This window comes from Telluribacter sp., from assembly GCF_035998675.1.
In the GTDB taxonomy this organism is placed as follows: Bacteria; Bacteroidota; Bacteroidia; order Cytophagales; family Spirosomataceae; genus Telluribacter.
In genome coordinates, this window is record NZ_DASYHI010000007.1 from 254,893 (window position 1) to 279,058 (window position 24,166).

Annotated in this window: 22 protein-coding genes and 1 tRNA gene; 10 read left to right on the top strand and 13 right to left on the bottom strand. The window is 48.9% G+C overall.

Annotated features, from left to right (window positions below):
• Window positions 1-92: 92 nt before the first annotated feature.
• Complete coding sequence (locus tag VGN67_RS03105) at window positions 93-968, bottom strand: HAEPLYID family protein (RefSeq protein WP_327485306.1); 876 nt, start codon at window positions 966-968, stop codon at window positions 93-95.
• A 239-nt stretch (window positions 969-1,207) separates the two neighbouring features.
• Here VGN67_RS03105 and VGN67_RS03110 point away from each other — a divergent pair, with 239 nt between their 5' ends.
• On the top strand, window positions 1,208-2,266 hold the full coding sequence (locus VGN67_RS03110; protein ID WP_327485307.1) for a DNA/RNA non-specific endonuclease: 1,059 nt from the start codon (window positions 1,208-1,210) through the stop codon (window positions 2,264-2,266).
• An 84-nt stretch (window positions 2,267-2,350) separates the two neighbouring features.
• On the opposite strand, the gene VGN67_RS03115 is transcribed toward VGN67_RS03110, so the two are convergent.
• Window positions 2,351-3,613 (bottom strand): asparagine synthetase B, encoded by a 1,263-nt coding sequence (locus VGN67_RS03115; RefSeq protein WP_327485329.1) that lies wholly within the window; start codon window positions 3,611-3,613, stop codon window positions 2,351-2,353.
• Window positions 3,614-3,707: 94 nt separating this feature from the next.
• Here VGN67_RS03115 and VGN67_RS03120 point away from each other — a divergent pair, with 94 nt between their 5' ends.
• A complete protein-coding gene (locus VGN67_RS03120; protein WP_327485308.1) occupies window positions 3,708-4,952 on the top strand; it encodes an ABC transporter permease in 1,245 nt (414 codons plus the stop codon).
• Window positions 4,953-5,027: 75 nt separating this feature from the next.
• Window positions 5,028-5,111 (top strand) — tRNA-Leu (locus VGN67_RS03125).
• 136 nt (window positions 5,112-5,247) lie between these two features.
• On the opposite strand, the gene VGN67_RS03130 is transcribed toward VGN67_RS03125, so the two are convergent.
• On the bottom strand, window positions 5,248-5,511 hold the full coding sequence (locus VGN67_RS03130; protein ID WP_327485309.1) for a hypothetical protein: 264 nt from the start codon (window positions 5,509-5,511) through the stop codon (window positions 5,248-5,250).
• A gap of 25 nt (window positions 5,512-5,536) precedes the next feature.
• Here VGN67_RS03130 and VGN67_RS03135 point away from each other — a divergent pair, with 25 nt between their 5' ends.
• From VGN67_RS03135 to VGN67_RS03155, 5 genes are all read left to right on the top strand, one after another.
• Complete coding sequence (locus tag VGN67_RS03135; RefSeq protein ID WP_327485310.1) at window positions 5,537-6,019, top strand: hypothetical protein; 483 nt, start codon at window positions 5,537-5,539, stop codon at window positions 6,017-6,019.
• 64 nt (window positions 6,020-6,083) lie between these two features.
• Window positions 6,084-6,587, top strand: a complete 504-nt coding sequence (locus VGN67_RS03140) for a hypothetical protein (protein ID WP_327485311.1) — start codon at window positions 6,084-6,086, stop codon at window positions 6,585-6,587.
• Window position 6,588: 1 nt separating this feature from the next.
• Entirely contained in the window at window positions 6,589-7,323 is a 735-nt protein-coding gene (locus VGN67_RS03145) for a hypothetical protein (RefSeq protein ID WP_327485312.1), read from the top strand.
• Window positions 7,324-7,693: 370 nt separating this feature from the next.
• On the top strand, window positions 7,694-9,142 hold the full coding sequence (locus tag VGN67_RS03150; protein ID WP_327485313.1) for a S41 family peptidase: 1,449 nt from the start codon (window positions 7,694-7,696) through the stop codon (window positions 9,140-9,142).
• 157 nt (window positions 9,143-9,299) lie between these two features.
• Window positions 9,300-9,485 (top strand): Thivi_2564 family membrane protein, encoded by a 186-nt coding sequence (locus tag VGN67_RS03155; protein WP_327485314.1) that lies wholly within the window; start codon window positions 9,300-9,302, stop codon window positions 9,483-9,485.
• Between the two features lie 15 nt (window positions 9,486-9,500).
• Here VGN67_RS03155 and VGN67_RS03160 read toward each other — a convergent pair whose 3' ends face one another.
• On the bottom strand, window positions 9,501-10,991 hold the full coding sequence (locus tag VGN67_RS03160; protein WP_327485315.1) for a DUF6298 domain-containing protein: 1,491 nt from the start codon (window positions 10,989-10,991) through the stop codon (window positions 9,501-9,503).
• A 141-nt stretch (window positions 10,992-11,132) separates the two neighbouring features.
• Here VGN67_RS03160 and VGN67_RS03165 point away from each other — a divergent pair, with 141 nt between their 5' ends.
• A complete protein-coding gene (locus VGN67_RS03165; protein WP_327485316.1) occupies window positions 11,133-12,107 on the top strand; it encodes an ABC transporter ATP-binding protein in 975 nt (324 codons plus the stop codon).
• A gap of 47 nt (window positions 12,108-12,154) precedes the next feature.
• On the opposite strand, the gene VGN67_RS03170 is transcribed toward VGN67_RS03165, so the two are convergent.
• The 6 genes from VGN67_RS03170 to VGN67_RS03195 form a co-directional block, all read right to left on the bottom strand.
• A complete protein-coding gene (locus VGN67_RS03170; protein ID WP_327485317.1) occupies window positions 12,155-12,682 on the bottom strand; it encodes a SanA/YdcF family protein in 528 nt (175 codons plus the stop codon).
• Window positions 12,683-12,876: 194 nt separating this feature from the next.
• On the bottom strand, window positions 12,877-15,840 hold the full coding sequence (locus VGN67_RS03175; protein WP_327485318.1) for a DNA gyrase/topoisomerase IV subunit A: 2,964 nt from the start codon (window positions 15,838-15,840) through the stop codon (window positions 12,877-12,879).
• 126 nt (window positions 15,841-15,966) lie between these two features.
• Entirely contained in the window at window positions 15,967-16,596 is a 630-nt protein-coding gene (locus VGN67_RS03180) for a CoA pyrophosphatase (RefSeq protein WP_327485319.1), read from the bottom strand.
• 73 nt (window positions 16,597-16,669) lie between these two features.
• Window positions 16,670-18,250 (bottom strand): NAD(P)/FAD-dependent oxidoreductase, encoded by a 1,581-nt coding sequence (locus VGN67_RS03185; RefSeq protein ID WP_327485320.1) that lies wholly within the window; start codon window positions 18,248-18,250, stop codon window positions 16,670-16,672.
• 70 nt (window positions 18,251-18,320) lie between these two features.
• Window positions 18,321-18,662 (bottom strand): DoxX family protein, encoded by a 342-nt coding sequence (locus VGN67_RS03190; protein ID WP_327485321.1) that lies wholly within the window; start codon window positions 18,660-18,662, stop codon window positions 18,321-18,323.
• Window positions 18,663-19,622, bottom strand: coding sequence for a tryptophan 2,3-dioxygenase family protein (locus VGN67_RS03195; protein WP_327485322.1), 960 nt, complete (start codon window positions 19,620-19,622; stop codon window positions 18,663-18,665).
• A gap of 126 nt (window positions 19,623-19,748) precedes the next feature.
• On the opposite strand from VGN67_RS03195, the gene VGN67_RS03200 reads away from it, so the two are divergent.
• Complete coding sequence (locus VGN67_RS03200; RefSeq protein ID WP_327485323.1) at window positions 19,749-20,909, top strand: acyl-CoA dehydrogenase family protein; 1,161 nt, start codon at window positions 19,749-19,751, stop codon at window positions 20,907-20,909.
• 54 nt (window positions 20,910-20,963) lie between these two features.
• Here VGN67_RS03200 and VGN67_RS03205 read toward each other — a convergent pair whose 3' ends face one another.
• From VGN67_RS03205 to VGN67_RS03215, 3 genes are all read right to left on the bottom strand, one after another.
• Window positions 20,964-22,460 (bottom strand): helix-turn-helix domain-containing protein, encoded by a 1,497-nt coding sequence (locus VGN67_RS03205; protein ID WP_327485324.1) that lies wholly within the window; start codon window positions 22,458-22,460, stop codon window positions 20,964-20,966.
• A 259-nt stretch (window positions 22,461-22,719) separates the two neighbouring features.
• Window positions 22,720-23,247, bottom strand: a complete 528-nt coding sequence (locus VGN67_RS03210) for a hypothetical protein (protein WP_327485325.1) — start codon at window positions 23,245-23,247, stop codon at window positions 22,720-22,722.
• Between the two features lie 156 nt (window positions 23,248-23,403).
• Entirely contained in the window at window positions 23,404-23,979 is a 576-nt protein-coding gene (locus tag VGN67_RS03215) for a hypothetical protein (RefSeq protein WP_327485326.1), read from the bottom strand.
• Between the last annotated feature and the right edge of the window lie 187 nt (window positions 23,980-24,166).

The window sequence follows — 24,166 nt, forward strand, 5'->3', positions numbered from 1 at the left end:
GAAGTCTGCTATTGGGTAGTCCGGCAAAGATACGCCACTATTGGGTTCCCTGCGAAGTACGCTCCTACCTTCTTTAAAATACCGCGCGCAGATTAACCCCGGTGTTTGGGTTCATAAATCAGCCGGATAAAGCTGCTTAATCGTTCATTGGTTCTATTGACCGGAATACCGGTTACTATACCTACCAGAAAATTATCGGTTATGCCCACTCTCATCTGGGGGCGAATGACCATATCAAATTCCTGGTGGATAAACTCCTTATTAAATTCAATTCCAATAAAATTGCGGGTACCCGGCAGCATGTAGTGCAGGTTTGAATTTACCTGATACGTAGTTGTAAGGTGGGAACTGTTCCTATGGTTTTCCAGGCGGGGACCGGTGTAAAGGAGGGTATGGAAATTGTTTCCCCAGCGCTTGGCCGCGATAAAAAATGGATTATAAACATGACCCTTCAGGAAGTTTCGGGCTTCCATATTTCTGAGGTCTACGAGTTCCAATTCGTGAATAAATCCCAGCGCCAGGGTAGTTTTGTACTGTTCCGAAACAAAGAAAGACCATTGTAAGGCACTCTTGAATGATTCGACGCGGTTGGACGGTAAGGAGCCATTCACGTGGCGGGAGTTGGGGGTAAAAATGGTCACAGGTACCTCAAACTCTACCCCCAGCCGGTTGATGGGGGCAAATTCATATTCAACCAATAACTCATAACTGTCGTAGTGGAGCCGATCGGTAAGTCCCATTCCTATGTTCCATTCGGCTTCACCCTTTCGTGCTCCCAAATCCCGGATGAGATCTATATAGAGTGGTTCAGCGTGCAGTACTTTATCGGGCTCCCGTCGGTTCTGAACCTCATTGATATACAAGGAGTCCAGTACTTCGTTCTGAATTCCAAGGGTGTCAGGCAGAATCTGGGAAAAGGAAGCAGTACTCGAAATGGATACAAAAAAAATGAGTGATAAAAATCTCATAAGCAGGAATTGTTTAATACTATTTTCATTAAGTACGAAAAGTTAGGTCTTTCATTTTGTTTCAACGGGGTTTACTGACCCAGCTGGGGGCACTTTTAATCTTTTTCTAATTTTCGCGGCAACTAGTTAGGCAGGCGAAATCAATAAGGGGGCAAAACTATTTCATTGGCCTTTTCTGCTTAAAAAAGCCTGCCAGTTTACCAAAAACGATACCTTTGTAAAAAATAAATATGCTGAATATGCCTAAGTTTCATCATCGGGGGTTCCGCTGGAGCAGTAATTCACTGCTGCTGCTGTTTGTATTTTTTTTAGTCGGTTTGTTCCTTCATTACGGAGGAAAGCCGCAACCAGTAGTACAGTTCTGGTCCGATGTGAAATCTATTTTTAGTTCTTCATCTGAGCGCCCGGACCAGTCAAACCCTTACAAAGCACCCGAACCCGGCGCAGGTACCAGCGCTTCTGACTCACCGGCCCAACGGGAGGATAATAGTGCGACTGACGACCGACGAAAGAAACAGAAACCTCTTCCTGATTTTGAAAAGAATCCGGGCGGGGAAGGTAGTCCCGTAGCAACCGGATCAAAGGAAGAACTGGCTCGCCTGACCCGCCAGCGCGATTTTGTACTACCGGAAGCAGGGCAGGCTGACCAGGTAATCAGGCATAAGGGGTATAGCCTTAAGTACCTTGAAAAATACGAACAAGCGGCCTGGGTAGCCTATGTATTAACCGATAACCAAATAAAAGGCGACGAAGAGCGGGAAAATTCCTTTTTTGACGACCCATCCGTCAAAAGCGGCTCCGCCGTGAGCGCCGACTATAGCCGCAGCGGCTACGACCGGGGTCACCTGGCTCCCGCGGCAGATTTTAAAAGTGATGGTACCCTTATGCGGGAGTCCTTTTATATGAGCAATATCAGCCCGCAGGCACCCGACTTTAACCGGGGTATCTGGAGTGAACTGGAGCAAATGGTGCGGGTGTGGGCCAACAAGTATAAAAAAATTTATGTAGTAACCGGACCCGTTCTCAAGCCCGGATTACCTACCATCGGGCGAATAAACACGGTGGCGGTTCCGGAGCAGTATTACAAAATAGTACTGTATGTCAATCCACCCTTCGTCAAAGGAATTGGTTTTCTGATGCGGAATGAAGGTTCCCGTCAACCTCTTTCCAGTTTTGTCGTTTCAATTGATGAAATTGAACAGCTGACCGGTATTGATTTCTTCCCCCGGCTTCCCGATGAGGTTGAAGAGCAGGTAGAAGCACGCAGTAATCCGGCCGAGTGGCACCGGCTTAAATAGTACGATGTTTTTTTATAGGTACCATAAATGAAAGAGGCCGGATGCTCCGGCCTCTTTCATTTATGGTACTTGTTGTCCTGACCATCAGGTCTTGAGTTTTTTCTTCTTGGCCGCCGGGAACAGAATGTTATTAAGGATTAACCGGTAACCCGCCGAATTAGGGTGCAGGTTCAGGTCGGTGGGTTCTTCCCCAATGCGGTGCTGGTAGTCTTCCGGATCATGGCCTCCGTAAAACGTAAAGAATCCTTTCCCGTAAATACTATGTATGTACCGGGCTTCCCCGGCCGACTTGGTTTCACCCAGTATGATTACTTCCGGCTTTATAAACTGCTTTTTAAAGGCAGTGGTCTGTCCCAAAAATCCCTTTATCAGAGTCTTGTGGTTTTGGGTAAGCATGGTAGGAACCGGGTCGTACTTGGCCGAGAACTGGAACAGGGAGAAAAAGTCGTTGTTTTCGCTCAGACCCCGTTGTTCGGGTTGATTATCAATATCTGAAAATTCAATCTCGTAGGGATTTGTTAAAGTCTTGAAGTTGTGAAAAGCAAACGTATTGTTGTAATTAAGCTTCTTATTGGCGTTAGGGTCGGCCGGATCACCGTCGTACATGGATTCTACAATGTCGACTCCGTCGGCGGCCAGGGCAATGTCGTAAGTATCGGTGGCATTACACATGGCAAACATATAGCCGCCACCAGACACAAACTCAGCAACTTTTTTGACCACCGCCAGCTTCATTTGGGACACCTTGGAGAACCCGAATTTGTCGGCAATATTTTCGGCTTCCCGCTTTTGGTCGCGGTACCAGGGGTAATCCTTGAACTGGTAAAACTTGCCGTATTGACCGGTGAAGTCTTCGTGGTGGAGGTGGAGCCAGTCGTATTCGGGAAGCTTTCCTTTAAGTACATCATCGTCGAATATAACATCATACGGAATTTCGGCGTAAGACATAACCAGGGTTACGGCATCGTCCCAGGGTTGTTTTGATTTGGGCGAGTACACAGCTACCCTGGGCGCTTTCTGTAGTTTTACTGCATCCATATTGGCGTCCGGAGCAGCTACTTCGGACAATATCTGGTTAGCCTGGGCTTCCGAAATTACCTCATAACTAACGCCACGGATGGTCATTTCGGTGGCAAATTTTTGGTTATAGGGAATCAGAAAACTACCTCCCCGGTAATTGAGGAGCCAGTCCATTTCGGTTTCGTACGCTTTAAGTACCCAAAAGGCAATACCGTAGGCCTTCAGGTGATTTTTCTGGGCGTCATCCATCGGAATGAACAGCCGGTTGGCCCAGGCCTGGCTCGAAAGTCCTATAAATATGATAAACGGAACAAACAGCCGTACCATCGGTTTGATTCTTTCACCCATCATTTGCAGCTTTACTTTATTAAAGAGATAACGAAATATATACAAATATTGTGCAAATGGAGGCTGTAAGCTTATGAATATAAAAGAAAATGTAAACGAAGGGCTCCGTTCCATTCAGGCCAATGTCCTGCGGACTGTTCTGACCGCCCTGATCATTGCTATTGGTATTACCTCCCTGGTCGGAATTCTGACCGCGATTGAGGGTATTCAGAATTCAGTTAACAGCAGCTTTGCGGATTTAGGAGCCAATACGTTTACCGTCCGGAATTATAATGACCGCGGACGGCGCTCCGGAGGGCGTTCCCGGAAGCAGTACCCTCCCATCAACTACCGGCAGGCCACTACCTTCGCCGAACAGTACCGACAGGGTTATGATGCCACGGTGGCCCTTTCGGCTCCGGTGGGGGGCGCCATACAGGTGAAGTACCTTTCCAAAAAAACAAATCCTAATGTATCGGTAGTGGCGGCGGATGATGCTTACCTGCCCATTAACGGATATAAAATAGATCTGGGGAGGAATTTTAGCAGAACCGACCTCGAAAAGTCACTAAATGTTGCTATTCTGGGACAGGAAGTAGCACGTAATCTGTTTGAGGGGCGCGATCCGCTCTCCCGGCAAATAACGCTGATGGGGGCCAGGTTTACAGTTATAGGGGTGTTGGAAAAAAAAGGATCACTGGGCGGTGGTACCGGTTCCGACCGGATCATAATAGTACCACTGGAAACGGGCCGGGGGCTGGCCGCCAACCGTGCCCTAACCTTTGATATTACCGCTTCGGCCCCTGCCATTCAGGATGCCGAGTATGTCATAGAGGAAGCCAGGGGACTCATGCGCCGAATCAGAAGCGATAACCTGGGTACTCCTGATTCGTTCGAAATTCAGCGGGCCGATGCCCTGGCCAAAGACTTTGAGAATATATCGGGGTACCTGCGCATGGGAGGCTTCGGAATCGGAATTATTACTTTGCTCGGGGCTGCTATTGCCCTGATGAATATTATGATGGTATCGGTCACCGAACGTACCCGCGAAATAGGAATCCGGAAGTCGTTGGGTGCCACGCCCCGGGTTATCCGACTGCAGTTCCTGATTGAAGCCATTGTAATATGTATCCTGGGCGGACTGGGCGGCCTGCTCTTCGGACTCCTGATCGGGAACCTCATTTCCAACGCCATAAGTGCCGACAGTAGCTTTGTGGTACCCTGGCTCTGGATGATCATGGGGATAGTCGTGTGCGTATTCGTAGGGGTGGTTTCGGGGATTTATCCGGCCATAAAAGCCTCACGGTTAGATCCCATCGAAGCTTTGCGTTACGAATAGACCAAATAAATTGGGGCTGAGGCTTGACAAATCTGCTTTTCTGCCTATTTTTGCCATCCCAATGCCCAGTTTTATGCCCAGATGGCGGAATTGGTAGACGCGTTGGTCTCAAACACCAATGGGGTCACACCCGTGCCGGTTCGACTCCGGCTCTGGGTACTTGGGAAGCGTAGGCAGTCTAACTGCTTACGCTTTTTTGTTTAGAGCAATTAGGACCCTGCTCAAAATGATAGCTTTCCCAGCTTCATCTACACAACTTTCTCCTTTACCGATACTTTGCTGATAAGGCAATTTTTCAGGGGCAACTTTGTTTTATATTAAAGCAATAGATACCCATGGAAAGAAAAGGATTTTTAAAAAGTTTATTAGTTGGAGCAGTGACAACTCCGGTTGTTCTGATGAGTTGCACTAAGGCCGAATCAAATATAGTACCTACCGAAGGTACAACCGGTTCAGTAACAAATCCGGGTACCAGTTCAAGTACCTGTGCGGTAGTACCTTCCGAAACCGTTGGGCCATTTCCCACCAAAAGCCCGGCATCTTTTGTCAGAAGTGACATTACTGATGGACGTAACGGTTATAAAATGACCGCAAAAATTACCATTGGCAATACAAATAACGGCTGTGCTGCGCTGCCTGGAGCCATTGTGGATATCTGGCATTGTGACGCTACCGGAAACTACTCGGAGTACGGGGGAGGCGGGATTCAATCCACCAACTTACAGGCTGTCCATTTTCTACGTGGGCGGCAGGTTACTGATGGCCACGGCCTGGTAACCTTTACCACTATTTTTCCGGGTTGGTATCCGGGGCGGTCTACGCACATTCACGTTCATATTTTCAACGCTAATGGCACTTCCCTCAAGGTCACCCAGATTGCCTTCCCCGAAGGAGCCGGCACTGCGGTAGCCCTGGTTAACGGGTATTCGAAAGGCCTTAAGGGCTATACTACCAATGCCCGTGACAATGTTTTTACTAATGATGGCGGTGTGAATCAAATTGCCACTGTATCGGGTAATACCACCGATGGATTTGAGCTGTCCATAAAGATGAATGTAGCTGCCTGATTTTTAAGTAGCTTGTATTAGTTAAGGTTGTCAACGTCCATCGCTGACGACATCCCATTTTTCTATGGCTACACGAACCATCACCCTTTGTTATCGAAAAATTATTGATGCCGCTTCCACCAAGCCCTGGGAGAAACTGGTGTTTGAGGATACTTACGCAGAGTTTAGGATGCAAGCACAACTCTATAACCAGGAAAAAAAGTTTACCACCTTTGCGGAGCTGATTCAACACGTATCCGGAGCGGAGCAATTGCATTTTCTGGTAAGTGCCGCAGCTATTGGGTACCTGCAGCAACTGAACGAAATTATTCCGGATGTAGTAAATAACCTGGGAAAACACTTCCTCCGCTTTACCAAATTCCAGTTTGAAATTATCAATTCAGATCTTTCTGATAAGAGCAGGCATCAGGTAGCTGTTAACTTTTATTCGGAGCCTCTTTTCTGGCACGAAACCATTGATAACTACCTGCTGGTTTCGGATAGGCCAGCTACCGGGGAAGAGGTTGCCACCAACCTGTTTCAGATTCAGCCGTACCTGACTATCCACACTCTCCATACCGAACCATAAAATGAATGGTCAGTCACCGGGAAAAATATTCCTTTCGTACGAGCGCGGGCAAGTGCAAACCCCACAATTTACCCGGTTAAGTACCTTCAGTTCCGACTCCTATGTACATGAAAACAAAGCGCCCATCGGTACGCTTTATGTATTTAACGAAGAATATATAGCGGGCCAGCAGGAAGTCTCCTATACTGTAAGTCAGGCTTCGTATGTACTCCTGATTCCCATTACCGGTTCGTTTGATTTCATTAATCCGGAAGCGGGCCCCGAGAGATTAGCTGGCGCGACCATAGAAGTAGAAGAACTACTTGTTTGTACCGCTCCTGCCAACACAACCTTTCAAATCCGGAATTCATACCAGCAGGATATCATCCATTTTTTGCAAATCCGGATAGCAGCTACCGAGCCCTCTTTAAAATCCATCGACAGGATTTTCGGCTATTCTTTTACGGATTTGGAAAATCAATTGCTGGAACTGGTACCCGGTCCGGCCATGGATATTGAACTGCCTTTTAAAGTACGTTTAGGACGACTGGCCGGTCGGGAAGAAGCCGTTGTCCGGTTAGAAAAGGACTCCCTGTTTTTTTGCTTTGTTCTGTCCGGGGCATTCGAGGCCGCAGGGCGATTGTTGCACGAAAACGACAGCCTGGTACTTTGGGAGGTGGAAGAGGTAGAGCTGGAGGCACTAAGCGAAAATGCTTTACTGCTGGTGCTGGAAGTGCAGAACTCAGCCCCATTTTAGGTCATGAATTATACGGCTTTAGGTAGCGCTATTAAAGTAACCAGCACAGCAGGTGGTGGAGGAGATTAACGATTTTTGACCGATTTATAACTAAAGAAAGATATTTGCCCGAATTGCCAAACAAAAGCACCGTCGAATAAACTTTTTGTGTCGATAAATATGTTATCAATTGGAGTACTCAAAAGAATATTTCTATAACTACACCCGGTTAATCCATACAATTTGAACATTCATCTACACCCTGACTACCGTACGCAACAAATTTTCTGTCCCCTGCGTACGTACTAATAGCTGCTGAAAAGCAGAGTGAGTAAAGCTGGTAGTCAGGCTATCAGATTGTACCTGTGATAAAACGGATAACCATTCAACTATGAGATTTGTAAACTCGATCCAACGTTCAGGTTGGGCAGTAGTACTTTTGCTGGGCTTTTGGGCCTGTAAGCCCGAGGCTGAGCTGGTGGTACCCCAGGAAACTTTACCCACTACCACCCCGGCTGTTACCCAAAGCGGCTCGGTCAATGCCTGGATTCTTTCCAATATGAAAGACTTTTACTACTGGACCAGTAAAATGCCGGCCAGTCCGGACACAACCCTGGCTCCCGCCGCTTTTTTTAAATCTTTGCTATATTCTTTCGATGCCAACCAACGGCCCGACGGGGACCGGTTTTCCTGGGTTCAGGAAAATGCGTCAGAGCTGAGCGCCAGCCTGAGTGGTGAAACTACTACTACCGGTATGGAATACGCGCTGTACCTGCGTTCGGCCGGTTCAGATGCCATTATTGCCCAGGTACTGTATGTGTTGCCCAACTCACCGGCGGCCCGGGCGGGTATGAAGCGCGGGGACATAATTACCAAAGTAAATAACCAGGGACTTACCCGCAACAACTACTCAGGGCTGCTTAACAACCGGACTACCTTTTCTTTTGGACTGGGGTCAGTCAATGGTACTTCCATTGCCGACACCGACCAGACCCGTTCGGTAACCGTAACGGTTTATCAGGAGAATCCCGTTTACCTGGATTCCATCTATTCCGTTGGAGGCAAAACAGTAGGGTACCTGGTTTATAACCAGTTTAATCCCGGAGCCAACGGAAGTAATGCTAAGGAGTATGACGCCCAGCTTGACGCCATTTTTCAGAATTTCAAGAATAAAGGTGTCAACGAACTGGTACTTGACCTGCGCTACAATCCGGGCGGGTATACCTCTTCTTCCACCAACCTGGCGAGCCTAATTGGCCGTGGGGTAGACAACAGCAAACTCTTTTTCCGGGAAGAGTGGAACGAGCAGCTAACGCCCCACCTGCGTAAGGAGTACGGAGAAGATTTCTTCCAGGAGAAATTCATTAACAAGTCGCAGGGTATTGGCAATAATCTTCAGCGGGTTTTTGTACTCACCACCGACTGGACTGCGTCGGCCAGTGAGCTTATTATCAATGGTCTGAAACCCTATATGACCGTAGTTACTATTGGTACCACCACCTACGGCAAAAACGTGGGTTCTATTACCCTTAGCGACGAAACCGGTAAAATAAAGTGGGGAATGCAACCAATCGTGTTCAAAAGCTACAACAGCTTAGGCCAGTCGGATTACGCCGCAGGATTCAAGCCAGCTATCGAACTCGAGGAACCGCTGCAGCTTATGCCTCTTGGCGATACCCGCGAAGCCTTCCTGGGTGAAGCGCTGCGCCAGATAGCCGGAGGTACCACGGCCCGAAGAATTGCCCCCGAAAAAAATCCATTAACCAACGTTGGCGTGTCCCTGCAAAGAAAAGCGGGAAACAGCAATATGTTCAAACCTAATGTTGATCTGAGGAGGTAGTAACAGCCCCAGAACTATAAAAGCCAGCCCCGCCTACAATCATTTGGATAGTAGGCGGGGCTGGCTTTTATTAAACAATTTTTACTCTTTTCTATTTATATAGGCAGCTAAATAACCTACCATACGTGTAAGACCCCGTTTATAAAACGCTGAAACTATGCCACTACTTACCATTCTTGCCGTCATTCTGGTCGTTGGGGTTGTCCTATGGTTGGTCAATTCCTACATACCCATGCAAGCCACCATTAAGCGTATCTTCAATGCGGTGGTGGTAATTCTGCTCGTTATTTGGCTGCTCAAGGTATTTGGTTTGTGGGATGCCATCTCCAACATCACCGTATAAGGTCAGGATAGTACTTTATTTCCTGGCGGAAGCCGCCCTGATCACCACCACTTTATCCGAAGTACTTTCCGGTACCGGAAGTTGCCCGTTTGTTACGGTAGTAGCCGGTAGTTTCTGACCGGTAGTTACGTCCATCCACTCGGCCTGGTAGGTACCTCGCGGCAGGTTCAGCGTCAGCGGATACCCTTTTACCGACACCTGCTCAAGGTAGATAACCCATTGGCTTTTTCCGTCGCTCAGGGCGGTTGTGTGGGTACCGGGCGCTGCTTTTACGACCGAAAGATCGGGTTGGAGCGTGGGCAGGTTAAGCCCGTTTAGAAAATTTTTCATTATTTTAAACTGCGCCCTCAGCGCCGGGCTTCCCCCTCCGGGCGCTTTATAGGAAGTATCCTGCCCGGATTCTGAACCCACCGAGTACGAATAGTCCAATTGGTTAAAAAGCCCCCCGCCGACCATCATAAATCGCCAGGCCTGTCGGCGATAGGTTTCGTTTTTGGAACCCGCAAATCCTGTTTCGTTAAAACCGATTACCCGGTTGAGGTGGTAGTTTTCCCGTACTGCCTCCGGCAGCGCGTAGTGAAATGTAAAGATGGAAATGTTAGGATCGGCCTCGGTAATGGGGTAGCTGAAATTGCTGATATTCTGCGATATAAGATGTTTATTAGCTAAGCTTTTCTCTTCGTCCTTGATCCACTGGGCTACTCTCCGGTGCCAGTCGTCTGATTTCTTTGAAACAACCTGGTACTGCATTTTCCAGTCCTCGGCGGGTCCGTATTCATTCCGGTTCATCACCTTGTCGGGGGCTTCGGCCCAGGGCTCGTTTTGAATTTCCAGGTAAAAATTAGTGAAGCCATTCAACTCCAGTACCAGTTTGCGAACGTACTTTTCCTGGTGGGCCAGAATATTTCCGTTTTCCAGGGTATTGACCAGGACTGAGCCTATTTCATTCGTATTATTTACATTGTTCTTGGGATTAAAAGGGCTGTAATTCCAGCCACCGCCGTAGTGGGCGGAAAACAGGCATATTTCTACCACAACGCCCTGTTGGTTGGCCACGGTCATGAAATCCTTTAAGCGGGCAAAGTACTCCTCGTTCCACTGGTTCAGGTCAAACTTGTTGCCGCCCAGGGTGTAGCCACCGGTACCGCTGCGTTTCCAGGGGAGAATAACCCTGCCCTCGGCCGGAGCCAGGGTATTTTTCTGGATACCAAAGTCACCCAGTTTTTCAATGTATGCCCCCGTAAAGAGCCGGGTGGTATTCATGCCGTCCTGAGCCGTGGCCTGCAGGTACTTTTTGTAATCAAAGTCCAGATTTATGACCGCACCATAGTGCTCGCCCGACCCCACCAGTACCAGGGGTTTGTTCTGGTACTGAAAATAGTGGGGATTTTGGGGGTGAAGCTGTAAAGGACCCGAGGTCTGGCCGAAGGCCGGTAATTGTTCTGCTAAATACAGGACGGCCAGCAACGAAAAGGCCCGACCCACCCGAAGGAAAAAGTTTTTCATCAATTGTTTATTTGATAATTAGATGTCTTATCTACATAAAGGTAGTTTTTATCCATTTCTTTGCGCGGGTAGCGAAAAGCTTTTTCTTCCTTACCTTGCAGCATACTTGTTCCTTTACCCGTGCCCTCTTAGCTTTTTACTATGACCCTGGTCCGTACCCGCTCTCTATCCAAAACATTTGAAGAAATTAAGGTACTTGATGAAGTGGCTTTTACCCTAAAAAAAGGCCGGTGGCTGGGTATATTAGGGGAAAGCGGCTCGGGCAAAAGTACCCTGCTGCGAATCATCGGTCGTTTTATTGATCAGGACCGGGGTGAGGTTATTTTTAAAAATGAGGCGCTTTCCCCCGTCAAAGATCAATTAATCCCCGGCCATCCGGCAATAAAACTGGTGCACCAGGAATTTGAGCTTTTCCCCAATCAGACCGTCCTGGAAAATATCGCCTACTCGCTGCGGTTTTACGAGCCTGGATACCGGAATGAGCGGGTTGAGGAGTTACTGCAATTGACGCGGCTTCACCATGTCCAGGACCACAAAGCCAAACTACTATCGGGAGGGGAGAAACAACGGACGGCCATTGCCAAGGCATTGGCCGAGTTGCCGGAAGTACTTTTACTGGATGAGCCCTTCGCTCACCTCGACAACTGGAACCGCTTAGCCATGACCGAGGCTATTGCAAGGCTCCGAAAAAAGCAGGATATGGCCTGTATATTCGTAACGCACGAAGCCTCCGACGCCCTTGCCTGGTCGGATGAGGTGGCCGTACTGCGCAACGGAAAAATTATTCAGCGGGGGGCACCGCAGGCCATTTACAACCAACCGGTCAATGCTTACGTAGCTGAACTTACCGGAAGCGTGAACTGGCTGGGTGAAGCCGTAGCCGGTAAAAGGCGGTTTGTGAGACCCGAGAAAGTAAAATTGACTAAAAATCCGGATAAGTGCCGGTGGGAGGGCAGGGTAGAGACGGTGCGGTTCCGGGGAAGTTACTGGGAGTATCTTTGTGTAAATAAAAAAAGGGAAAGAATGGACTTCTACCGGCAGAAGGCAGATTTGCCAGTGGGGGAATCCGTAACGCTGACCTATTTCGAATCGGACGTCAGAACGGTTTCAGAATAATGTACTTCTGAAATGGAAGCTAATTAACTTCAATAAGGGTACCTCTCTTACCTCTTCCTGATTTCGATATTGGAAGTAATATTGGCCGACGGACGAATGAGATGTACATCAAGTACCGCTTTGGGCCGGGCCAGGTATTCCCGAATAAGCGTCTTTATGGAGTACCCGGTCGGTACGTCCTGGGCGGCAAATGAAATAGCCTGTATTCCTTCGTGGTGCGCTATGTACAGGGCCCGGGCATTGTGGAAATTTTGGGAAATAATGGTGAAGCTCTCCTGATTAAAGACTTCTTTACACCGTACCACCGAGTCAAAGGTGCGGAAGCCGGAGTAGTCGAGGGTCATAACGTGGGCAGGTACCCCCAGGTCAAGCAGGGCTTTTTGCATGTCGAGGGGCTCGTTGTAGTACTGGGAATCGTTGTTTCCGCTCAGGATAATGTACTTGATTTTTCCTTCTTTAAACAACCGGGCCGTAGCCTCCATGCGGTACTTAAAATACAGATTCATTTTCCCGCGCTCGGAGTTACGGCTCGTCCCCAGCACCAGGGCTACATCATTGGAAGGGAGCTGGTTCATGGCAAAATAGTTGTACTGCTTTGTGCTGTATACGACCCAAAGGTTGCAGAGTAGCACAAAGACAAGGCATAAAAAAAACAGCCCGGTACCTATTTTTATTAGTCGCTTCACTCGGATATAACCTGTTTGGGAAGCCGGTTCAACTTCCCAATTTTGTTCTTTTGTTGTACTCAAAGGCAAGCCCATAACTTCTGCTACTCAAACAGTCCTAACTGGCTTTTTTTTGTTTTTACTTCTCCGCTGATTTGGGTAACGGCCTTTTCTTTGGGCTTGGTTGCTCTTACTTTCTTGGGAACCGTCTTCCCACGGGGGGCTTCTTTTGTTGCAGTTTCCACTTCGCCCGTTTCCTCAACATTCGTATCTACTTCGGCCGTTTCCACTGTGGTCGTCTCCACGGCGGCAATTTCATTGGTTGGGGCTGCTTTCCTGGTCCTGGCTTTCGGTTCAGCAGAAACAGTCTCAGCAGGTCCATCAGGGGACGATTCCAGTTCTTCAGTACCTTTCTCGTCCGGTGTCAGGTCTTCTGATATTTCAGTAGAAATTTCTGAATCCTCCGAATTATCAGTAGTATCCAAACTGGTTTCGCCTACCATTTCGTCTGGGTCTGTCGCTGGGTCTTCATCTTCGGTATCCGGACTCGTGGGGGCTTCAACCTGCTCCGGCAAGGATTCGAGCCAGTGTACATCCTTTAATTTATCGCTGGTCAGCTTATTGCCCTGAGCTTTCCAGCCCCGTACGTCCACCAGTTCCTCCGCCAGTAGCTCTTCTTTCTCCACGGCGCTCTTACTGTTTTTCTGAACGCTGAGTTCCAGCCGAGGGTGCTTGTCCAGGCTGGCAAGTACCAGTCGGCTGGCTTTGGTATCGCTGATAAAGCTAAATTTCTTGTCTACCGTGGAGGTCTCAATGGTAAACCGCTTGATAAAGTACTGGCGCTGTACTCCTTCGTAGTAAACCGCCGTAATGACCCTTTCCGGTTCATATTTGCGGAGAAGCAGGATTTCGTTGAGTTCGAAGTGGTTGGTCAGGTCGAAGTTGGTCAACTCGTAGGTACCGTCCTTGTATATGACAAGTACATGATCCTTGGCTTCAAAATTACCCAGGTACTGTCCGCGGTCGTCGCGGTTGAGGCGGCCAATAATGGGGTCATACCACATGTCCACACCACCCAGTGTAGATACCCCGGCCTGCTTAAGTACTATTTTACGAACCGGATATTTGGTCAGGATATTACCCATCGCACTGCGATTTTTAATGGCAATATCCGCAAAGTTGAAGTCAAACTGCTTCACTTTGGCTTTGCTCTGGGCCGTCAGGCTGACCGTAATAATTTCGGCTTCCCCGTTATCATTGGCGGTGAAGTAGGTAACGCGCGACCGGGGAGTACCCTGAGTCAGATCATATTCGCGGTCGCGGGTAACGGCCGTAATCTGAAAACGCTTCACATAAGATGCACCCGACTTGCCGTCAAGATACACCATGTTATACACCTGCCGTTCGTTATTTTTCAGGAATACCGCGCAGTGAATAATGTCCTTTCCTACGAATACCTTTTCCTGTACCTTGGTAACCAGGCAGCGGCCATCGCGGCGGAACACAATAATGTCATCAATATCGGAGCAGTCCATGACGTACTCGTCCTTCTTCAGTCCGTAACCAATAAAGCCTTCGGCCCGGTTAACGTACAGCTTCTGGTTATTGGCGGCCACGATATTCGCCGAAATCTGATTGAACGTCCGGATTTCGGTGCGGCGCTCCCGGCCTTTTCCGTATTTTTTGAGAAGGTCCCGGTAGTAGTCAATAGCAAAGCGGATAATATTGGAGAGGTTGTCCTCGGTCTCGGCGAGTTCTTCCTCCCACTTCCGCATTTGTTCTTCCGCCTTGAACCCGTCGTACTTCGAAATCCGCTTAATCCGGATTTCCGTAAGGCTAAGGATGTCCTGTTCGGTAATCTCCCGGTAAAACTGCGGCTTGAACGGGGTGAGTCCTTTGTCAATGGTTTTTATTACATCCTCAAAGGTTTCGCATTCTTCAATGTCGCGGTAAATCCGGTTTTCAATAAATATTTTCTCCAGCGACCCGTGGAGGATTTTTTCCAGTAAAGCCGCCTTCCTGATTTCCAGTTCCTGCTGGAGCAGGTCAACCGTTTGCTGGGTATTGTACCGCAGAATGTCCGTAACCCCGACAAAATGCGGTTTATCCTCAATGATAATGCAGGCATTGGGCGAAATGGACACCTCACATTCAGTAAAAGCATATAGGGCATCCATGGTGATATCCGGCGAAACCCCGGTGGCCAGGTGAATCTGGATTTCCACGTCGGCCGCCGTATTATCAACTACCTTCTTGATTTTTATTTTACCGGCATCATTGGCTTTAATGATGGAATCAATGATGGACGTTGTAGTAGTACCGTACGGAATGTCCCGGATGACGAGCATCTTTTTGTCTTCTTCCTCAATCCGGGCCCGTACCCGTACCTTGCCACCTCTGTGCCCGTCGCTGTAGTTGGAAACATCAATCTGCCCCCCCATCTGAAAATCAGGGAACAGGGTTATATGTTTGCCTTTGAGGATGTCAATGGAGGCTTCAATCAGTTCACAAAAATTGTGGGGCAGAATTTTGGTAGACAAGCCCACGGCAATACCTTCCACCCCCAGAGCCAGCAGCAGCGGGAATTTTACTGGTAGGGTAACCGGCTCCCGCTTGCGGCCATCGTAGGAGAGTTGCCAGTGGGTGGTATCGTTGTTAAAAACGATTTCCTTGGAAAACTTAGAAAGCCGGGTTTCAATATAACGGGCCGCCGCGGCACTGTCACCCGTCCGGATATCCCCCCAGTTACCCTGGGTGTCCAGCAGGAGTTCTTTTTGTCCCAGATTGACAATGGCATCGTAGATGGAAGCATCACCGTGCGGGTGGTACTGCATGGCCGAACCTACCACATTGGCCACCTTATTGAAGCGACCGTCGTCCATTTCGTTCAGGGCGTGCATGATGCGCCGCTGAACGGGTTTTAAACCATCCTCAATAGCCGGGACGGCACGCTCAAGAATAACGTAGGAAGCGTATTCCAGAAACCAGCTTTCGTATAGCCCGGAGATGGGTACCTGGTCGTGTAATTCGCTGTCTTCAATATGTATTGGTGTTCCGTTTTCGTCCATTAACAGAAGAGGATACTTAGGGTTAAGTAGTCAGTAAAAATAAGAAAATTTTAAGAGAAAAACTTGTTTAATGCTCCTTAAAATAAAGAAACATGTAATTATTTGCAGGGAGAAAACCGGTACCCGTCATGACTCAATTACCGTAAGCAGTTCGCTGATCATCATGGCGGTAGCTCCCCAGATCTTGTAGTTCTGTACCATATAGTGCGGCGCCTGAATCGTCACCCCCCTTACCTGAATTTCACTTTCTCCGATGATAGATTTGTCCGTAATTTCCTGGAGTCTGACCTCAAAAACTTTTTCTACTTCCCGCGGGTCAGGGAAAAATTCGGGGCGATAGGGCATTGAAGCAACAACCGGCAGGACAAAAAAATTGCTGGGAGGAATAAAAAGTTCGGTTAAAACCCCAAGTACCTGCACGTCGGTCAGCCGCAGCCCAATCTCCTCCTGGGCCTCCCGCAGCGCCGTCCGGACCAGGCTCTCATCGCTTCGTTCGTAGCGCCCGCCGGGGAAAGCCATTTGTCCGGCATGGACGCCATCGTAGGCGGGGCGCAGGATCAGGGGAAAGTATATTTCTTCCTGGTGGGGATAAAACAAAACAAGTACCGCGCTTTTGCGGGTTCGGTCGTTGGGCTTTACAGTTAAGCGCAGTCGTGATTGCGACACCATGCGCAGATGCGCGGCCTCACCGGGTAAGGGGTTTCTTAATTTAGCGGCAAGTGATTCGGCAAATTCGGTAAATGGTGATTCGGACATGTACTTTCTACTGGAGGAAATATAGTATTATCCTGAAAGCTCAATGTTACTATTTTTTTAAGGACAATCAAAATCAGGATTTAGATACATAAAGATGTACGAGTTGCTCGGCGCAGCGTTCGCCATCCATAGCCGCCGACATGATTCCCCCCGCGTAGCCGGCCCCTTCCCCGCAAGGGAAAAACCGTTTGATTTGCGGATGCTCGCAGGTGTCGCGGTCGCGGGGAATACGAACGGGGGAGGAGGTGCGGCTTTCAATTCCGATAAGCTGGGCTTCGTTCGTTAGGTACCCCCGCATTTTTCGGCCAAATTCCTTTAAACCGTCCCGCAGCGGATGGGCGATATGGGCCGGAAGTACCTCATACATATCCATGGACTTAAGGCCGGGCTGGTAGGAAGTTTCCAGCAACTGGCGTGACCATTTCTTATTTGTAAAATCAAGCGCCAGTTGGGCCGGAGCCGTTTGGCCGTTGCCCGCCAATTGGCAGGCCCGCTGCTCAACCTCTTTCTGCAGTTGCAAGCCCGCCAACACGCCGTATTCCTTATAGGGACTTAGGTCCTCTTCCTGGATGGCTACTACCATCCCCGAATTGGCAAAGCGGGAGTCACGGCGGGAGGGCGACATACCATTAACCACCAGTTCCCCGGGGGCCGTCGCGGCTGGTACTATAAAGCCGCCCGGACACATGCAAAAAGAAAACACCCCCCGCTGAGTACCCTGGTAGTACGTTTGGGCAACCAGGCTGTACGAAGCTGCGGGCAGGTAGGGCCCCCGGTCGGGGCCGCAGTGGTACTGAACACTATCAATAAACGCTTGGGGGTGCTCTATCCGGACTCCCATGGCAAACGATTTGGCCTCCATCAGTACGTCCCCCTCCTGCAATAGTTCATAAATATCCCGCGCCGAATGCCCGGTGGCCAGTATAACCCCAATTCCGGCAAACTCCCTACCGTCGGCGGTGACCACCCCTTTCATTTGCCTGCTTTCCAGGATGAAATCTGAAACACGGGTATCAAAATGGATTTCGCCGCCGGCCGCCAAAATACTCTCGCGCATTTCGGCTACGATACCGGGAAGTTTGTTGGTTCCAATGTGGGGGTGGGCATCCACCAGAATCTGGTCACTGGCTCCGTGGGCCACAAAAATTTCCAGCACGCGTCTGATGTCGCCCCGCTTGTTGGAGCGGGTGTACAGCTTCCCGTCGGAGTAGGTACCGGCTCCACCTTCGCCAAAGCAGTAGTTGGAGTCGGGGTTTACGATATGGTCTTTGTTGATAGCAGCCAAATCGCGACGGCGCGTGCGCACATCCTTTCCCCGTTCAAGGAGTATAGGTTTAATACCGGCCTCAATGAGCCGGATAGCGGCAAACATACCCGCCGGGCCACAACCTACAATTAAGGCCTGTGGGCAATGACTAACGTCGGGGTACTTGCGCTGGTACCGGATGGTGGCCGGGGGTGTTTCGCCCACGTAAACCTCCGCCTGCACATTTATCTTTACCTGTCGGCTTCGGGCGTCAATAGACTGGCGGGTTTTGCGAATGATGGGCTGGTCGCTCTCCTTGAGTCGGAGTTCATCCAGAATATGCTGACGAAACAAGGTTTCGTCCATCGCCGTGTGGGGCGGTAGGGTAAGTTGCAGGGTACGGTGCATCGGGAAAGGGTTTTATCCTTTAACGGGGCAAATTTACGAAATTATCCGGAAAACAGGAAGCGAGACCGGCTCATCGGGTATACTGATACGCCCACCAAATCAGAACAAACTGCAGCGGCAACCGTCCCCAGCGAATAAAGGGTGAAATATCCTGAAACTTGGGAGCGTAAGCCATGAACAGATTGGCCGGAAAAATGGCAACCAAAAGTAATATAATGCCCCAGGCGGCCCAAGTGCGGGTGGCCGGGAAGAATAACCCCAGTCCCAGAAGTACCTCGGCAATACCACTAAGTACTACCATTAAATTATGCGCGGGAACATAAGGCGGCATGATCTGAAGATAAAATTTTGGTTTGATAAAATGCAGTAGTCCCGCCACTACATAGATAGTACCCATCAGGTAAGCGCCCATTCAGTTGCTGGTTTTTTTTAGTACCATTTTACCCCACTCTTTTATTTCTTCCTCTTGCCATAAGTCCGGGAAAAACCGGATCTGCTGCCGGATGGGCGGAAGGTACTGTTGCCAGTTAGTACCTCCGGTGGCTTCTATCACCACTGGGTCATTCTGCAGGTACTGTACCGCCGACCGCAGGTGCGAAAGTTTCCACTGGATATTCAGCAGGTAGTCAAAGCGTCGCAGTTCGGTTAGCAGGTCAGGGTTTTCTTTGTGGGCCGGGTCCAGGCGCTGCCAGAGCTGCCACAGGTTGCGCTCCCGGTACTCTTCTCCTAACCGGATGAGCTGCTGACTGTATTTCTTTTCAAACTGGCGAAGGGTCAAAGTTTTTTTTTGGGTAGATAATTCAGAGGCACCACGCTTCCAGTAAATAGCCTCGTACAGGTCAGCGATAGTACTTCCTTTGAGCCCTATTTTATCAGTCGGAAGGATCAGATTGACCAGGTCCGTCGCCATCAATTCGATCATCCGGAACTGCACCGACTGAAACCCACTGGATGGGAGCAGGGCCATCCGGAATTTCAGAAACTGGTCTTTCTCCATTCCGTGGACCATAATGTCGTAGGAGTCAATCAACAAAGCAAGGTACCGGTTCATACGCACCAGCCGCGCCCGAAAAAAATCAGAAGTAAGTACCTCCCGCCCGGCTATTTGGTTTATTTCGTGGATAATCAGCTTGAAGTACAGTTCGGTGAGCTGGTGGTAGGTAACAAAGATTAATTCATCCGGAAAAGGCGTGCGGGGCTTTTGTAACGACAGCAGGGTGTCCAGTTCTACATAGTCCCAGTAGGTTAGGTAGTCGGCATACAGAAGACCGTCGAGGTAAGAGGTCAGGTCCTGGCCCATGGCAGCAAACTTTTCTTCCAGCCGCTGCAGCCGCTCCGCTACCTCGGGTTGTTGACGTGGAGAAGACTTCATAAGTTGATGAATTTCCATTTCTAAAACCTTAACTTACGAATAATTTTAAAGTTTAGAAGTAAACCTGCGGCAGGGCAGGTGGGCAGGCTCCTTTAAAATGAATTTTTGTAACCTATTGAATTGACGATGACTACTGATTTTTATAACCTGGACGAACTGTTAACGGATGAGCATCGGATGATCCGGCAAACGGTACGGGACTTTACGGAGCGGGAAATAAAGCCGATCATGGAAGACTGTGCGCAGAAAGCCGAATTTCCCCGGCAACTGGTCCGGAAGTTTGGTGAGTTAGGTGTTTTTGGCTCAACCCTACCGGCTGAATACGGCGGTGGCGGCTCCGACTACATCAGTTACGGAATTATGTGCCAGGAAATAGAACGCGGGGATTCCGGGATGCGCTCAACGGTTTCGGTGCAGAGTTCGCTGGTCATGTGGCCTATTTTTCAATTTGGCTCGGAGGAACAAAAAAGAAAGTACCTGCCCCGATTGGCCACCGGCGAACTCCTGGGCTGTTTTGGCCTCACCGAACCTGATTTCGGGTCGAATCCGGCCGGGATGAAAACCCACTTTACCGACGAAGGCGACTACTACCTGCTCAATGGTTCAAAAATGTGGATTTCCAACGCACCCATTGCTGACCTGGCTGTAGTATGGGCGCGCAACGAGCAGGGGCGGGTGCAGGGGTTGCTGGTAGAAAGAGGTATGGAAGGATTCACTACGCCCGAGATTCATCATAAATGGTCCCTGCGTACCAGTGCAACGGGCGAGCTGGTATTTGACCAGGTAAGGGTACCCAAAGAAAATTTGCTCCCCAACGCCCTGGGACTTACCGCACCGCTGCAATGCCTGGATAACGCTCGTTATGGTATAGCCTGGGGGGCTACCGGAGCCGCTATGGACTGTTACGAAACGGCGGTCAGCTACGCAGGCGAGCGCATCCAGTTTGACAAACCCATTGGTGCTTTTCAATTGACTCAGAAGAAACTGGCCGAAATGCTCACCGAAATCACCAAAGCACAGTTGCTAAGCTGGCGGCTGGGGGTACTCAAAAACGAAGGACGGGCCACTACGGCGCAAATATCCATGGCCAAAAGAAATAACGTAGAGGGGGCTCTGACCATAGCCCGGGAAGCCCGCCAGGTACTGGGCGGTATGGGTATCACGGGCGAATTTCCGATAATGCGGCACATGATGAACCTCGAATCAGTGATTACCTACGAGGGTACCCACGACATTCACCTGCTTATTCTGGGAGCCGAAATTACGGGACTTCCGGCTTTCAAGTAGTACTTACTACAGGCTGAATTATTAAATAAGGGAAGTCCGGCTTGTTGATTTCTCTTAACTTTCGTGGAGCATCTTTTTTATTTCCTTCCGCAGGTCATCGTTCTTACGCCGCTTTTGTAGTATGGTAGGCGCAGCCATTCGTTCTTTACAGTTAAATAAACGACAACGTTCGCAGGTTTCGTTCACTTCCCGGCGGCGGATAGTAGGGTCACCCAAAAACCGTATTGCTTTCCGGGTTTCTTCGTCCAGGTATATTCCCATTGTTACACTAACATTGAGGTGTCCGGTGGTGGCTACCGCTTTGGCAAAGCTTACCACAAAGTACTCGTCGGCAGTATCGACGTAGTGGGAGATTTGCCCGCGGCACAGGGTAGAGGAAGTCTCCTTTGTTTTTTGTTGTTCGGCTAATTCCTGAAGGCTGTTCAGCGCAATCCAGCGGCGGCAGTAGTGTTCGTCTTTAACCGTATGCGGATTATGCTTACGGGCCAGGTGCATTTCCTTTGTCATTTCAAAACGGTTCTGCCCTGAGAAGTTACTAAACCGCAGGAAGAAAAGTTGCTTGATCCCAAAGTGCCGGGGAAGTACATTGCTGAGGCGGTAGCAGAAAGTTTCGGGGGTAGTTTGAAAGTACCTGATCATGTCAAGCAGTACCTCGGGTTGCCAGGTTTCAAGGGCGAAGAAGCCTTTTAGTTTCTGGACCAGTAGTGTACGTTTGATGATGATAGCGCCGGCAAAGTAGGAAGCCTTAAAGTTGTTCAGGAGTTGCTCAAACGACTCGGCTTCCACCATAGCGGTAGTATGGAGCCGGTTTTTCAGCCTGAGGTACTGGTACCCGATTTCCCGACCGTATTCAAAAGCCCGCTGATCGGAAGTAAGCTGCGAATTAACGAGCAGGCGGTTGCCCTGAGGGCGCGGTACCATCAGCGAGCGCACCCCTTGCAGGCCCGGGTGGGATTTATCATTTATTTCTTCAATGCGGTAACCATATTCCTTCCTAAGTACATCTGCCAGGTACTTCTCATCCAGAATCATTTCCTCATTGATGTTCCGGTCGGCCAGGAAACGTTCCGCCGCTTCTTCGATCCCTTCGAAATAGTTATCGTGCATTTCCTGGTAGGTCCTGAGGGCCGAAAAATAAAACTGCTCAACCGACATATTGTAGTTACGGGCAATTTCAATCAGGGTACCAATAAAAGCGCTGATTTTGGTAGGGGCATCGGACAAAAGCTCGAGCAGGTTGGCGGGGTCAATGCCAAACAGTTCAAGGGGCAGTTCGGTAAGAATATTAGAGCTAAGTAGCTCGGATATGGGCTCGAGGCGTTTGCTTAACTTGATTGATACGAGGGTATCGTAGTCAACGTCCATAGCCGACGCCAGCGCCAGAATTTTATCGGATTTGGGATATTTTTTTCCCTTTTCAATTTCGTTGATGTAGGAAATAGAAAGCCCTGATTTCTGGGAGAGTTCACTGAGGGACAACCCTTTGTCCAGCCGGAGTTGCTTAAGCTTCAGACCAAAAACCAGGCGAATATTATCGGTATTAAGAGCCACTGATTCAATAGTTTAAATAGCGTGTAAAATTAGGGTTTATTTAGAGGCACCGTACAAAATATTCTAAATAAACCATATCCCCAAACAGCTCTGTTCATGATCGTCCATTTTGGGGAAGACTAATTCCGTTTCATCAAGGCAAACCTCCGGTAATACTGCCTTTTAAGGAGCTGGAAATCGGCTCATGTCAATGCCGAACTAAGTTGAATCTGTAGGGCCGGGAGGGTTAATAAAAGAAGCCGGATGCCCCGGCTTCTTTTTATTTAGGAAGATTGAAGGCTTTTTGTACCTCTTCGTAACTTTTCAAGTCCAGTTTTTCGCTCATCCGGGCATTAATGGCCGGAACGACCACAATCCTTATATCCTGAAAATTTCGCTTGACCGCAGTGGAACTGTTTTGCAACAGGATGACGGAGAGATCCAGATTCTCAATGCCATAAAAAAAGCTGTAATCAGAAACCTGATTATTGGCAAAGATTACTATGCCCGGAAGCGGAAACCAGAAGTTCTGGCTCTTGGCATACACCAGAATAACACCTTTTTCGATACTGGGCAAGGTTTCCTGAGTTAATTCCAGGGTAAAACCTAGGAAGCCTTCACCATCGGTTTCGGCAGCTCCGGTTGAGAACTGGTAGGCTCCGGCCGTACCTTCTTCGCCTTGTATACCCTGTTCACCTTGGGGCCCTTGGGGACCTTCCGGTCCAATTTCGCCCTGGGGGCCTTTACAGGCCGTAATACCAATACCCATGAGGGCAAGTAGCATGGTGTTTCGTAAGAATTTGCGCATGTTGATTCTAAAATGGTGAAAAATCTATTTCAAAGTAATTTAGACACTCTTTTAGATATACGCAACTCTCTTTTACTAGCAAAATCCACCTGTACAACTTTCATGGGCAATTCGGGAAAATTCTTAGCCAACTGTTCGGACCAACCCGGAAGACTATTACAGGTTATAGTCCAGTTTCAGGTTGGCATAATTACGATACCGTTCGGCATTCACCCGCCCGCCTGCTGCTCCTTTCAGGACTACAATTCTGTATTTGAAGGTATAGTCAGCTGGTATATCGTTCTTATTGGCGTTGATACGCACGATTTCCTTATTATGTTCAAAACTTAAATCCAGGTTTTGAAGGTTTTCACCATCGGCGGTATAGGCCCAGCTTTTAAATGGAAGCGCACTGTATAAATCTACATCTTTCTGAATGTAAATAAGCACAAAGTCGTACCTATCAAGCGCTTTGGGGAAAGTAAAAGTAGTAAATAGTTCACCCGCAAAGGCCGCGGTAAAATCAAAGACTTTGGGCTGGGCAGCATCCTGACCGGCTGGTCCCTGGGCGCCGGTAGTACCGGTATCACCTTTTGGCCCTTGGGTACCTGTTGTACCCTGAGCGCCCTGGGGTCCGGCAGTGCCCGTTTCACCCTTTGGTCCGGCGGGTCCCTGCGGACCTACTTCGCCCTGCTCGCCTTTGCAGGCAGCCAACAAAACAACGATTACACAGAATAGGAGAGATTTTTTCATGGAACGAAATGAATTTTTGATTTTGGAAACAATAATAATTCTTTTTTAGAATATGTTTTGGATTGAATAAAACCAATAAAAGGAGTCAGTCGTTAGCTTGTTGAATCTCACCTCAAACAAGCTAAATGAAAGAGAATTTCTCTGAAATGACTGACTCCTGCTGGCAATTTGTCGAAAAAATAATTGA